Source organism: Streptomyces sp. NPDC050617, assembly GCF_040654795.1.
Lineage (GTDB): Bacteria > Actinomycetota > Actinomycetes > Streptomycetales > Streptomycetaceae > Streptomyces.
On record NZ_JBFAIS010000051.1, the window covers coordinates 16,373 to 29,719 of the forward strand.

The following is a 13,347-nucleotide window of genomic DNA, read 5'->3' on the forward strand; positions in this document are numbered from 1 at the left end:
AGCCCCGTGATCCGCTACGACGCCATCAGACTCGCCGGATACGTGCCTGCCCCGGATGCCGAGTGGACGGTGCCCTATTACACGCTGTCCTTCCCTCAGCCCCTCAGAAAGCTCCTCCTCGAGCTGTACCGCCTGGGATTCAAACGGCCGGAGACCTGCCTCGGGGTTCCGGTCGGACGCCTCAACGCACTCCTCCAGGCACTGGCACCCGAGGTCGTCTCGGTGGCGAAGTGGCTCGACGTCTCACACGACGAGCCCTGGTTGTACGCTCGCAGGCCGGTGCCTCAGGACGTCTTCACCACTCTGATGCGCACGTGGGTACGAGACCTGCGCCCTGAGTCGGAGCACCGGCAGGCAGTCCGCACAGTGCTCAGCGAGCTGCACATCAATGAACTCCGCTGGAAGCTTCGTCAGGTCCCCATGCTGTCCGGGGCACTGACTCCCGGCGGCACGGCGGAACCGGACGGACGGCTCTACCAGCTGCTTCCGGACGCCCTCGCCAACCTGGCACTGGGACAGGAACCCTTCTCGTACGCCGGCGGGTTGTTGAAGTTCCGCAGCGTGGCCCGGCGGCCCACCGACCGGGGCGCTGAACTGCTCTCCTGGCCGCCCGACCGCCACGAGGACCGCGACGGAACGACATGGTGGTTCTCGGCACTGCTGACATTGACGCTCCAGACGGTGCCGTTCTCTCCTGAACCTCGGGTCCACCTGCGCTGCGGTGTACGGCGGTGGGCGACCCGGACGGGTGAGCACGGTCTATATCTCCCACCGCGTCGCAACGCATCCGTCTACCTCCTGGCGGACGCACCTTGGATTTCCGACAGTCCGGAAAGCTGGGCCTCTGCCCGCTTCTCCGTCGGGCGCCTCAGGTACGACCGCGAACTCCGCGCCCGGCGCTGGGAGGCAGGTGGCCCCGACGGGATGCTCTCCCAGCTCCGGCTCCGACAAGCACTCCCCGAGCCGGACAGCCTAACCGCCGACCCGACCGGTTGGCTCACCGGTTCCAACGGAATCACCGCCGCCGTGGTGCATAGTTCGCCCATGGGCTCCCACGGTGTAAAGGCTGGGCTGATGCCCGGAGATCGGGTGCCACTCACCGCGTGGTTCGAAAGCGCCCTGCCAGAGGGGCTGGTACGGGCCCCGGCCCACGTACGGGCCAATCGCCATCTCAAAACGCGACGACAGACCGCGAAGGACGATGAGAAAACCCTCGATGCAGCTGTACAGGAATCCACCGCACTACGTCGGGAGATGGCCGAACTGTTGGAAGGCGATCCCCTGAGGGTGGAGTTCCTCTGGCTCACCGAACCCATCAGAGACGCAGGCGTGCAAGCGCTTATCACTGTTCTCGGCCTCACCGGGACGGCAACAGAGGAACCGTCCGGGAAAGCTGGTGCGGCCGCCGGGGAAACCTTCTCCTGGCGAACACCCGAACTGGCGGTGGATCTGCGCATGACGCGAGTCGGCGGGCTTGCCGACGGTCTGGACCTCGCAGCCGACAGACTGTGGAAGACGCAAGCCCTCCATGCCGCCATCGCGAGCCGTCGTGAGGAAGTCGTACAGCGGTTGCCCGCCGCACCGGAGAGCGGTCGCCCTTCGCTGGCCCTGGTGGAGATCCATCATCGGGACGTCTACGCCCCACGCACCACCGACCCCAAGTTCGCCCTGCGCCTGGGGTTCCGGGATGCGGGGCGGGTCACTCAGTTCATGGTGAAGCCCCGCCGGGCGACCGGCAAACCCTCCGAAGCGCAGACAGCCAGGGCAAAGAAGCTCGAATCGTGCTGGGCGGACGGTTTCCGTCAACTCGGTCAGCGAGCCATACCGGACCACGGACTCGGCAAGAGCATTTCCGCAGATACACAGTATGCCGCCCTGTGGCTGGTCAAACGGCGCCGAGACAGCCCAACTCGGCAAGCGGACCTCGTACCCATCGCCATCCGTGTCCGCTCCGCCGAGCCCGCTGGGGAACGAATCGCTGGCTGGGACAGCAGAACCGGCGAATGGGTTCCGTACCCAGTGCTCCTGATCCGCCTGGCTGAATCGGCGGAACTACCGACAGCGGATACCTACGACGAGGAACCGCCGGAAGACGACCCGACCACCCCAGAGGGAACGGAGGACAGTGAAGGCGCCACTACCGGCTGGGATCACACCAGCCTCACCGCACAGCGTAGGCGAGTTGTCGCCGACGCCGTCCAGGAGATCCTGTTCAGCCTGCGCGACCGTCCGACGTTGCTGCTGGTTCACGCGCAGAATACCCGTCAACTATGGCCATGGCTACAAAACGTTCACATCGAGCGGGACTTGATCCAGTTCGATGGCCAACGGGCCCAACGCCTCAGCATCCAAGGGCCCGGTCTCCGACTGGTCCGGGTCCGGGACAACACCGGTTCCGAAACCCCCCAGTGGTGGGGCTATAGAGAGGGGGCCGATGACGACGGAAAGGAAAGCGAGCGGTTCGGCATCGCCACCGGTCTGTGGAAGCCACCGGACAGCGATTCTGAGAACAGAGTGTTCGGAAGTTCCGGCGAAAAGGCGGGGCCTGGCGCGAACGTGTCCGTCAAGGCATCGCGCTGGGCCCTCCGCACCTATACGAGGAAAGGCAAGACCGGCATCACGATCGACACGGACAAACTGGCTTGGAATCCTGAGCTGTTGGAGGTGACCGTAGCGGGGTGCCAGGCCAACGACGACCCAGAACTGTGGGCTGCCCTTACCCACCGGCTGCGGCAGTCACCCGGCCGGGCGCCCCTACTTGCTCTACCGCTTCCTCTCTATCTGGCTCGCAAGGCCAGTGAATACGTCCTGCCCACTGCACAGAGCCAGTCAACAGAGCCGGACGATCCGGATCAAGACGATGCAGCCGTGCAGCTCTGCTTCGACTTGGGAGTGATCGCCCCATGAACTACCCGGACCTGCACGACATGTGGGCCGACGCCCATGTTTCCTACTCATCGCCCGTGGGGCCGGTAAACATCTGCCGCCCCAACCCACTCGCCGAACAGACTGCGATGTGGAATGCGCGCCTGGCCGAAGAGGCCCCGAACGGCAGCCTGCTGAGCGACAACGCCATGTTCAACTCGCTGCGCACCGGAACCACCCTGCATCTGCTCCATGTCACCCAGGCCTTCGACCGCATTGTCAGACACGGCACAATCCGACCGTCGGGCGGCTGTCTGGTGGGCAGCCTCTACTGCGCACCGCTCACTCCCGCCGCCGGGGGACTCCGCATGCACAACCTTGCCGAGTACATCCTCACCAGGGAGGCAATCGCTTCTCAAACCCGGTCTCAACTCCCCGACAGGATCACGACACCGCTTGTCCTGGAAATCACCGTCCCACGCCACGGTTACCGGGGGCTGCTCGGCATCGACTACCTCAGGCTGGGCTCAATCCACCTGCGAAACTACCTAAATTTGGAATATCTCCTAGGGCCCAGAGAGCGGTTCGAACTCCGCGAATCGGTGGCAAATCGGGTGAAAAATTCAGCAGACTTCCTCAGTCTGGCGGAAGCCATCGCGTCACGACCGGAACCAGCTGAACACGAGGCATTTCCGCGGCTCCTGTCTGAGGCAATCCCCCGGCTTCCCGTTCTGGGCTACGTCTACTTCGAGGCCTTGTCGGAATACCTCATGCTGTACTCCCGATCGCAATGCACCCAGCAACTCACGGAACGTGGCGAGTTCAACAACTGGCTCTACAAGAGAGTACTCTTTGAAGGCTTCCCTGGTACAGCAGGCCACTTCGATCTCGCCCGGTTCCGGCCCAGCTTCGCACTTCTGGAGCAGCTCCTCAACCAGGTAGACCCAACCATCAAGCCAACACATGCCCGAGCTCACCTCACGGCGCGCATCTGCTACCTGGCCACAGCACGCTTCCTCAACCCGGAACGGATCTCCAATCAAAGGCGCCACACTCGATGGGATTTCAACCACATTGCGGAATCCTTCGGCCCACTCCTGGGGCATCTCATTCATCGCGAGCTTCGCCGCTTCCGTCGATACCCGGACTTCTACCACTTCTTCGACGAGTACAAAGCCATCCAGGCATGGAACTACTGGAATCACATGGACATTTCCCTACCCTTCAACGGGACCATTCCCAAGGGGGAGATTGGAATTAATCCCGCATACTCCGAGTTGGACTACCGCGTTTGGAAGGCGGAGATCGGTGATGACGCTCTCCTCCACCCTACGGAGGAGGTCGCTCTCAAACTGACGCCTCGCTTGGTTGACACAGAGCACACCCTCATGCGTGACAGGCGCGCGGCAGGCAGGAGCGACACCCCGACGGGAGGTCAACGACTAGCCGACAGTCTGCTCTGACAGCAAAACCCGGACCACGGGCTATCGCGCCTACTTCCGGCGTCATCGCTGTCCACCGGAAGCGCACTCCGCTGTGGGCGTGTGGCCCTACGCCCACAGCGGAGTGGCCCGCATGGGAAACCGTGGAGAGGACTCGTCCGCACCGGGCGTCTTGCCCCACTTCGCAAGTACACCGCATACAGCTCCGGCGAGGACCTCGACACAGCACACTCTCGGCCACTCCTTCCTTTCACCGCGGGAGGTCGTGCCACAACGTGCCAGTCGGATCGGCAAATAGCGGTCACCAAGGGCTTCTCCTGGGCCGTAGAAAAGCACACGAAATCCAGTATCGCCGCAGGTCAAATACCATCCCTCCGCCGAAATTCGGGGTGATTCACGAGCACAGCCCCCGGCACCGGTCTAAATTCGCGTGCTCAAAGGCCGTACGGGCTGGCATGCTCCGCGGCATGACCACCGAACACGCCCCGCGTCCGACCCTGTCCGTCGGCGGCCTCGACACCGAGCTGAGCGACCGCCTGAACGACGGGCTCATCGCCTACAACAATGCCACCGCCGGCGCGGACGCCGCCGAGACCCTGTCGGTGAAGATCACTGACGCGGACGGACAGGTGGCCGGCGGTCTGACCGGGTGGACCTGGGGCGGCCTGTTCGACATCGAGCTGGTGTGGGTGCGCGAGGACTGCCGCGGGGACGGCTGGGGCCGCAGGATCATGGCGGCGGCCGAGGCGGAGGCGGTGCGCCGCGGCTGCGACCGGGCGATCGTCTCGTCCTTCACCTTCCAGGCGCCCGGCTTCTACGAACGGCAGGGCTTCACCGAGTTCGGCCGCAACGGGGGCCTCCCCGGCGACCACGCGAAGGTGCACCTGCGCAAGACCCTGACGGGCTGAGGCGAGTTCATGATCCGCGGATTTCTCCCGTGCCCCGGCCCGTGATCGACGTACCGCCGGTCGTACGGGCGAAGGCCCTGCGGCTCGGGAGGCGCGGGCAGGAGTGGCTGGCCGGCCTGCCGAGCCTCGTCGCGGAGCTGGAACGGCGGTGGTCGCTCACGGCCGGCGAGCCGCTGGGCCGGGCGACGAGCGCGTACGTCCTGCGCGTACGGACCGGGGACGGCCGGGCCGCCGTGCTCAAGCTCGCCGTTCCGGACCCGGACTTCCCGAGCGCGCCGCGGACCCTTCGACGCGCCGAGGGGCAGGGGTACGTCGGCCTGCTGGCCCATGACGCCGAACGACACGCGCTCCTCCTGGAGGCGCTCGGGCCGCCCCTCGACCAGCTGGGTCTCCCGCCGTCCCGGCAGCTCGAAATCCTCTGCGCCACGCTGCGACGCGCCTGGCTCGCGCCGCCTCTCGAAGCGACTCCTCCAAGGCCGGACAAGGCCCGGTCGCTGGCCGTGATGGTCGAGCGCCTGTGGGACGGCCTCGGCCGCCCGTGCTCGGAGCGCGTCATCGGCCGGGCGCTGGACTGCGCCGGCCGCCGGGCCGCCGCCTTCGACCCCGGCCGGTGCGTCGTCGTGCACGGCGACCCGCACCCGGGCAACGCGCTCCGCGCCACCGCGCCCCGCTCCGGCGCGGAGACCGGCTTCGTCTTCGTCGACCCCAACGGCTTCGTCGACGAGCCCGCCTACGACCTGGGCGTCGTCCTGCGCGGGTGGTGCGCCGAGCTGCTGGCGGCCGGCGACGCCGTCGGCCCGGCCCGCTCGTACTGCGCCCTGCTGGCGGCGCGTACGGGCGTGGACGCGCGGGCGATCTGGGAGTGGGGGTTCCTGGAGCGCGTATCGACCGGGCTGTATCTGCTGGACCACGGCGCGGAGGTCGCGGCACGCCCGTACTTGGAGACGGCCGAGCTGCTGACCGGGGCGGCGGCTCCGGCCGGCGGCTGACACCGCCGACACCGCCGCCCCGGTCCCTCCCCCTCCCCCCAGCCATGGGGACAGCCCCCGAACGTCCCTCCTGCCCGCCGGATTCCGACGGCCGCCGAACCTCCATAGCGTTTCGCCGGAAAACGAAAGCCGGAAATCCGGGGAACCGGAAATCCGGAGAGCCGGAGAGCCGAAAGCTCCTGCGGCTGCCGGGCACCTGCACAGGAGGCTGATCTCATGCACCGATTCCGACGCGGAGCGAACGCGGGCATCGCCGTGTTCGCCCTCGCCGCGACCCTCGCGGCAGGGGCCGCCGTACCGGCCGCGGGGGCGGTCACGCGGAGCGACGCCGGGCGGAGCGACGCCGCGCGGACGCGGCTGGACGGCGTCTGGCGCACCGACGGCTACGGCGCCGTGCTCCAGATCGAGCACGGACGGCTGCGCACCTGGCAGACCACCTCGGTGAGCTGCCTGCCCGACCCGGAAACCGCGACCGCCGTCGGGCGGCCCGGCGCGGACGGTTCGGTGCGGTTCGAGCAGGACGACGCGAGCGGCCTGACGGTGCGTCCCGAGGGTCCCGGCCGCGCCCGGCTCGGATACGACGGCAGTGTGGGCCACCTGGAGCTGCGGCGGATCGGCGCACTGCCGCCCCGCTGCGGCGAAGAGGCGCCCGACGACCCGCGCGCCGTCTTCGACGTGTTCTGGCGGACGTACGCGGAGAACTATCCGTTCTTCGCGGCGCACGGTGTGGACTGGGACGCGCAGCGGGACCGGTACCGGCCGCGGGTCACCGGCCGGACCACTCCGGAGCAGCTGTTCTCCGTGTTGCGGGAGATGATCGAGCCGCTCCGGGACGCGCACACCTCGCTCGTCATGGACGAGAAGCACCGCTACCACGGCAGCCGCCCCGGCACCCCGACCGACTTCAAGGACTTCAAGGAGCGGGTGGCCGCCGCCCTGGCCCGTGAGCTGCCGCCGGTGCGGACCTGGGCGCGGGGGCATGTGGCGTATGCCGAGCTGCCGGACCGTATCGGCTATCTGCGGATCGACGGGTTCGACGGTTACAGCGACGAGCCGGGCTACGCGGCGGAAGAGGCGGAGCTGGACCGGGCGCTGGACGTGGTGTTCTCGGCCGCGCACACGAAGGGGCCGGAGCGGATGCGGGGGCTGGTGCTCGACGTGCGGCTCAACGGCGGCGGGGACGACGCGCTCGCCCTGCGTATCGCGTCGCGGCTGACCGACCGCCCCTACCTGGCGTACGCCAAGCGGGCCCGCAACGACCCGGACGACCCGGCGCGCTTCACCCGGCCGCAGCCGGTCATGGTTCATCCCGCGAAGAGCCCCCGCTTCACCGGGCCGGTGGCGGAGCTGACCGGCATCACCTCCGTGAGCGCCGCCGAGACGTTCACCCAGGCGCTGATGGGCCGTGCGCCGCATGTCACGCGCGTCGGCGAGAACACCCAGGGCGCCTTCTCCGACACGCTGGACCGCGTGCTGCCGAACGGCTGGCGGTTCAGTCTGCCGAACGAGCAGTTCACCACCGCGCCGGACAGCGACCGCGGCTTCGACGTGACCGGCATCCCGCCGGACGTCCGTACGCCCGTGTTCACCGACTCCGAGTTGGAGCACGGCCCGGACTCGGCCCTGAACCGGGCTCACGATCTCCTGACGGGGCGCGCCCCGCGCTGAGAGGCCGCGGCGCGATCCCCCGGCCGACCCGGAGTAGGATCGCCCGCGCCATGCACATGAATGCCACCTACACCAGTTTTGTCGCGGTCGGCGACTCCTTCACCGAGGGCATGTCGGACGCCCTGCCGGACGGCTCGTACCGCGGCTGGGCCGATCTGCTGGCCGCCCGCCTCGCGGCTCGTACGCCCGGCTTCCGGTACGCCAACCTCGCCGTGCGCGGGAAGCTCATCGGGCAGATCGCGGACGACCAGGCGGGGCCCGCCGCCGCGATGGGGGCCGATCTGGTGACGCTGGTCGGCGGGCTGAACGACGTGCTGCGGCCGGGGTGCGACGTGGACGCGGTGTGCGGGCGGCTGCGCGAGGCGGTCGAGACGCTCGCGCCGAGCTGCAAGCAGCTGGTGCTGATGCGCAGTCCGGGGCGGCGCGGACCGGTGCTGGAGCGGTACCGGCCGCGGATGGAGCACCTGTTCTCCTTCATCGACGAGCTGGCCGAGGAGCACGGCGCGCTGGTCGTGGACCTGTACGGCTCCGAGGCGCTGGGCGACACCCGGCTGTGGGCGGACGACCGGCTGCATCTGAACGCCGAGGGCCACCGGCGGGTGGCCGAGGCGGTCTGGCAGGCGCTGGGCCACGAGGCGGAGTCGGACTGGAACGCGGCGCTGCCCCCGTACGTACGGCCCGGCTGGGCGGCGCGGCGGAGCTCGGACCTGCGGTTCGCGCGCGTGCATCTGGTGCCGTGGATCGGCCGGCGGCTCACGGGCCGCTCGTCCGGGGACGGCCGCCCGGCCAAGCGCCCGGAGCTGCTGCCCTACGAGGCGCCGGACCCCGGATCGCCTTCGTAGCACCGCGTCTTCGCGGCACCGGCCATTCGTAGCAACGCACAACTCGGGCCGGGGCGCTGGCCTGCGTAAACCGCCAGTAGACTGACGTCTTGTGACTGCCAAGCCCCGCATCCCGAATGTCCTGGCCGGCCGCTACGCCTCCGCGGAGCTCGCCGTCCTGTGGTCCCCCGAGTACAAGGTGACGCTGGAGCGGCGGCTGTGGCTCGCCGTGCTGCGCGCCCAGAAGGACCTCGGGATCGAGGTGCCGGACGCCGCGCTCGACGACTACGAGCGCGTACTCGACCAGGTGGACCTGGCCTCGATCGCCGAGCGCGAGAAGGTCACCCGGCATGACGTGAAGGCCCGTATCGAGGAGTTCAACGCCCTCGCCGGCCACGAGCACGTGCACAAGGGCATGACCTCCCGCGACCTGACCGAGAACGTGGAGCAGCTCCAGGTCCGGCTCTCCCTGGAACTCGTACGGGACCGGAGCGTCGCGGTCCTGGCGCGGCTCGGGAAGCTGGCGGGCGAGCACGCCGAGCTGGTGATGGCGGGCCGTTCGCACAATGTGGCGGCGCAGGCGACGACCCTGGGCAAGCGCTTCGCGACCGCCGCCGACGAGCTGCTGGTGGCGTACGGGCGGGTGGAGGACCTGCTGTCCCGCTACCCGCTGCGCGGCATCAAGGGCCCGGTGGGCACGGCGCAGGACATGCTGGACCTGCTGGGCGGCGACGCCGCGAACCTCGCCGAGCTGGAGCGGCGGATCGCCGAGCACCTCGGCTTCTCCCACGCCTTCACCTCGGTCGGCCAGGTCTACCCGCGCTCGCTGGACTACGACGTGGTGACCGCGCTGGTGCAGCTCGCCGCCGCGCCGTCCTCGCTCGCCAAGACGATCCGGCTGATGGCCGGGCACGAGCTGGTGACGGAGGGCTTCAAGCCGGGCCAGGTGGGCTCCTCCGCGATGCCGCACAAGATGAACACCCGCTCCTGCGAGCGCGTCAACGGCCTGATGGTGATCCTGCGCGGCTATGCCTCGATGACCGGGGAGCTCTCCGGCGACCAGTGGAACGAGGGCGACGTGTCCTGCTCGGTGGTGCGCCGCGTCGCGCTGCCGGACGCGTTCTTCGCGCTCGACGGGCTGCTGGAGACGTTCCTGACCGTGCTCGACGAGTTCGGCGCGTTCCCGGCGGTCGTCGCCCGTGAGCTGGACCGCTACCTTCCGTTCCTCGCCACGACGAAGGTGCTGATGGGGGCCGTGCGGGCCGGGGTCGGCCGGGAGGCCGCGCACGAGGTCATCAAGGAGCACGCGGTGGCCTCGGCGCTGGCCATGCGCGAGCAGGGCGCGGAGCGCAACGAGCTGCTGGACAAGCTGGCCGCGGACGAGCGGATTCCGCTGGACCGGGCGCAGCTGGACGAGCTGATGGCGGACAAGCTGTCGTTCACCGGGGCCGCGGCCGACCAGGTGGCGACAGTGGTGGCGCGGATCGAGGAGATCGCGAAGCAGCGCCCCGAGGCGGCGGCGTACGCGCCGGGCTCCATCCTCTGACATGGGCTCCCCCGGCAGGCGCTTCACCCCCGAGGAGCTGGAAGCCGCTCGTGACCGCCTCGTCCCGGACGTGGTCGCGAGCGGCCTCCGGGTGCTGTTCTGCGGCATCAACCCCGGCCTGATGTCGGCGGCCACGGGCCACCACTTCGCCCGGCCGGGCAACCGCTTCTGGCCCGTGCTGCACCGCTCCGGTTTCACGCCGCGGCAGCTGCGCCCGGACGAGGAGGCGGAGCTGCTGACGTACGGGCTCGGCATCACCAACGTGGTGGCGCGGGCGAGCGCGCGGGCCGACGAGCTGAGCGCGGAGGAGTACCGCGAGGGCGGGCGCGTCCTCGCGGCTAAGGTCGAGCGGCTGCGCCCGCAGTGGCTGGCCGTCGTCGGGGTCACCGCGTACCGCGTCGCCTTCGACGACAAGCGCGCGAAGATCGGTCCGCAGGAGCACACCATCGGCTCCACGCGGATCTGGGCGCTGCCCAACCCCAGTGGCCTCAACGCCCATTGGTCGCCGGAGGCGATGGCGGAGGAGTACGGACGGCTGCGCTCCGCCGTCGTACTCTGATGGGGTGACGCGAGGGGCGCAGGAGACGCGGCCTGCGGCGGACGGGCCCGTCCCGCTGCATCGACTTGACGTGCCCATGCCTGGGATTCTGCCGTTCGCCGTGGGGTCCTTCGACACGATCGGGCCGATGTCGCGGGCCGACTTCCCGCACCGGCACACCTTCTACGAGATCGCGTACGTGACCGGCGGCACCGGGCACCACGTCGTCGACCTCGCCCGGCTGCCGCTGGTGCCCCCGCACCTGTGCCTCATCTCCCCGGGCCAGGTGCACTACTGGGAGCGGGCGACGGGGCTGCGCGGCTGGGTGATCCTGTTCACCGACGACTTCCTGCTCGGGCACGGCGGGGACCGGCAGCTGCTGCGCAGGCTCGGCGAACGCCCCTGGCTCTGCCTCGACGGCGAGGAGGCGAACCGGCTCACCGCGCTGGTGCTGGACATGCGCCGGGAGTTCGGCCAGCGGGCGGAGGGGTTCATCTCGGTCCTCCAGGCGCATCTGCACGTGCTGCTCACCCGCGCGGTGCGGCTCTCCGGGGCGCGACTGCCGGGCACGGAGACGGGCCGGGCCTCGATGGTGTCCCAGGAGTTCACGCGACTGCTGTCGCTGCCCGGCGCCGCCGAGCAGTCCGTGGGCACGATCGCCGCCCAACTGGGCGTCTCCGTGGGCTATTTGAACGAGGCGGTCAAGCAGAGCACCGGGCTGACTCCGGGCCGCCTGATCCGCGGGGCCCGCACGCTGGAGGCCAAGCGGCTGCTGGCCAGCACCGACTTGACGGTCAGCCAGGTGGCGCGCCAGGCGGGTTTCGCGGACCCCGCCTACTTCTGCCGCTTCTTCCGCCGGGAGACCGGCGTCAGCCCCGGCGACTTCCGCCGCGAGGCCAGTGGGAATCACCACGTTCGCCGCATCGAGTCCATCGACCCCTCCGGGCTGCCCGCCTAACTTCGTTGCCGGAACGGCCACGACGGACGAGCACGACGGACGAGGAGGGCCCCGATGGACGACGACCGCGCACCGCAGGACGGGCAGGACGGGCAGGACAGACAGCAGGAACAGGCGACGGGCATCACCCGCAAGAAGCTGCTCAAGGTGGCCCTGGCGGCCGTGCCGCTGCCGATGGTGCTCGGCGGAGTGGCCCTGGCGCGCGACGCGAAGACGACGCAGGAACCCCTGGTACCCACCCCGTACTGCGACGACGGCGACGACCCGACGCCGCAGCAGACCGAGGGCCCCTACTTCAAGCCCAACTCGCCGCTGCGGGCATCGCTCCTGGAGCCCGGCACGAAGGGCACCCGGCTCACGGTCAGCGGCTACGTCTTCGGGCTGTCCTGCCGGCCCATCGCCAACGCCCTGCTGGACTTCTGGCAGGCGGACGTGAACGGCGCGTACGACAACACCGGCTTCCGCTTCCGCGGGCACCAGTTCACCGACGCGCGCGGCGCGTTCAAGCTGGAGACGATCGTGCCCGGCCTCTACCCCGGCCGCACCCGGCACATCCACGTCAAGGTCCAGGCCCCCAACCAGCGCATCCTCACCACGCAGCTGTACTTCCCGGGCGAGCCGCGCAACCAGACCGACTCGATCTTCAACCCGGCGCTGCTGATGAACGTGCGCCAGGACGGTTCGGCGAAGCAGGGCACGTACGACTTCGTCCTCAACGTCCGGCAGCAGCCGCAGCCGACCGGCGAGCCCACCAGCGGCCCGAGCCAGCCGGGCGGCACCTGGGCCGAGGGCGCCGACTACAAGGCCGGCGACCAGGTCACCTACGGAGGAACCGGCTACCGGTGCCTCCAGCCCCACACGGCCCGCGCGGGGTGGGAGCCGCCGGCGGTCCCGGCGCTCTGGCAGCGGGTCTGACCGCGCCGGGCGGCGCCCCCACGCCTTCCCGTGTGACGAGGGGGCGCCGCCCGGTGTCGCGCGCCCTGCGGACAGCACCGGCGTCGAGCGCCGCGCGGAGCGTACGGACTGCGGCGACGGCGGACGCCGCAGTCCGTACGGCCGTACGGGCGGAGGGCCGTGCGGCGGACGCCGGGTGGGCCGTGCGGAGGACGCCGGCAGCCGGCGCCGCGGGCCATGCGGGCGGGCTCCGGCGGCCCGCGGCGGGCTCACGCGTCGCGGCGCTCCAGTGCGCGCCACCCCGCGAAGGCCGCCGACGCCGCCCATCCGGCCAGTACCGCCAGGCCCGGCCACGCCCCGAGCCCGTCGGAGGAGACCGTGTGCAGTACCGCCTGGCCCGCCCGGTCCGGCAGGTAACGGCCCACGCCGCCGGTCAGGTCGCCGAGGACCGGCGAGACGATGCAGACGACCGGGATCAGGATGCCGAGCGTGAGGACCGGGCCACGCAGCAGCGCCGCGCAGCCCGCGGCGAGGACGGCCAGCAGCGCGAGGTAGATCCCGCAGCCCACCACGGCTCGCAGCGCCCCCGCCGATCCCAGCCTGACGCCGCGTTCGCCCAGCGCGGCCTAGGGCGTGTTGTGAAAGTGCTGGTCATAGCCATTCGTTGAGGGCTGCGACCAGCACTGTCGCTCCGTAGCGGACGGAGAGTTTGTCGTAG

General features: G+C 69.9%; 11 protein-coding genes. 10 read left to right on the forward strand and 1 reads right to left on the reverse strand.

The window, feature by feature from the left end; genetic code table 11:
- Positions 1-6 precede the first annotated feature (6 nt).
- The 10 genes from AB0I49_RS37160 to AB0I49_RS37205 all read left to right on the forward strand — a co-directional run bounded on the left by AB0I49_RS37160 (position 7) and on the right by AB0I49_RS37205 (position 12,650).
- Positions 7-2,907 (forward strand): DUF3962 domain-containing protein, encoded by a 2,901-nt coding sequence (locus tag AB0I49_RS37160; RefSeq protein WP_363231644.1) that lies wholly within the window; start codon positions 7-9, stop codon positions 2,905-2,907.
- Positions 2,904-4,328, forward strand: a complete 1,425-nt coding sequence (locus tag AB0I49_RS37165) for a hypothetical protein (RefSeq protein ID WP_363231645.1) — start codon at positions 2,904-2,906, stop codon at positions 4,326-4,328. Before AB0I49_RS37160 ends, AB0I49_RS37165 begins: the two co-directional genes overlap by 4 nt.
- A gap of 446 nt (positions 4,329-4,774) precedes the next feature.
- The gene (locus AB0I49_RS37170; RefSeq protein ID WP_363231646.1) at positions 4,775-5,215 is read left to right on the forward strand and encodes a GNAT family N-acetyltransferase; all 441 of its coding nucleotides are present in this window, start codon (positions 4,775-4,777) and stop codon (positions 5,213-5,215) included.
- A gap of 29 nt (positions 5,216-5,244) precedes the next feature.
- Positions 5,245-6,204, forward strand: a complete 960-nt coding sequence (locus tag AB0I49_RS37175) for an aminoglycoside phosphotransferase family protein (protein WP_363231647.1) — start codon at positions 5,245-5,247, stop codon at positions 6,202-6,204.
- Positions 6,205-6,420: 216 nt separating this feature from the next.
- Complete coding sequence (locus tag AB0I49_RS37180; protein WP_363231648.1) at positions 6,421-7,872, forward strand: S41 family peptidase; 1,452 nt, start codon at positions 6,421-6,423, stop codon at positions 7,870-7,872.
- A 50-nt stretch (positions 7,873-7,922) separates the two neighbouring features.
- Entirely contained in the window at positions 7,923-8,714 is a 792-nt protein-coding gene (locus AB0I49_RS37185; protein ID WP_363231649.1) for an SGNH/GDSL hydrolase family protein, read from the forward strand.
- A gap of 91 nt (positions 8,715-8,805) precedes the next feature.
- Positions 8,806-10,239: an adenylosuccinate lyase gene (gene purB, locus AB0I49_RS37190; protein ID WP_363231650.1), complete on the forward strand. Its 1,434-nt coding sequence runs from the start codon at positions 8,806-8,808 to the stop codon at positions 10,237-10,239.
- 1 nt (position 10,240) lies between these two features.
- Entirely contained in the window at positions 10,241-10,798 is a 558-nt protein-coding gene (mug, locus tag AB0I49_RS37195; RefSeq protein WP_363231651.1) for a G/U mismatch-specific DNA glycosylase, read from the forward strand.
- Between the two features lie 76 nt (positions 10,799-10,874).
- The gene (locus AB0I49_RS37200; protein WP_363231652.1) at positions 10,875-11,735 is read left to right on the forward strand and encodes a helix-turn-helix domain-containing protein; all 861 of its coding nucleotides are present in this window, start codon (positions 10,875-10,877) and stop codon (positions 11,733-11,735) included.
- Positions 11,736-11,789: 54 nt separating this feature from the next.
- On the forward strand, positions 11,790-12,650 hold the full coding sequence (locus AB0I49_RS37205; protein ID WP_363231653.1) for a carbohydrate-binding protein: 861 nt from the start codon (positions 11,790-11,792) through the stop codon (positions 12,648-12,650).
- Positions 12,651-12,898: 248 nt separating this feature from the next.
- Here the strand turns inward: AB0I49_RS37205 and AB0I49_RS37210 are convergent, their stop codons facing one another.
- On the reverse strand, positions 12,899-13,201 hold the full coding sequence (locus AB0I49_RS37210) for a hypothetical protein (RefSeq protein ID WP_363231654.1): 303 nt from the start codon (positions 13,199-13,201) through the stop codon (positions 12,899-12,901).
- Positions 13,202-13,347: the final 146 nt, after the last annotated feature.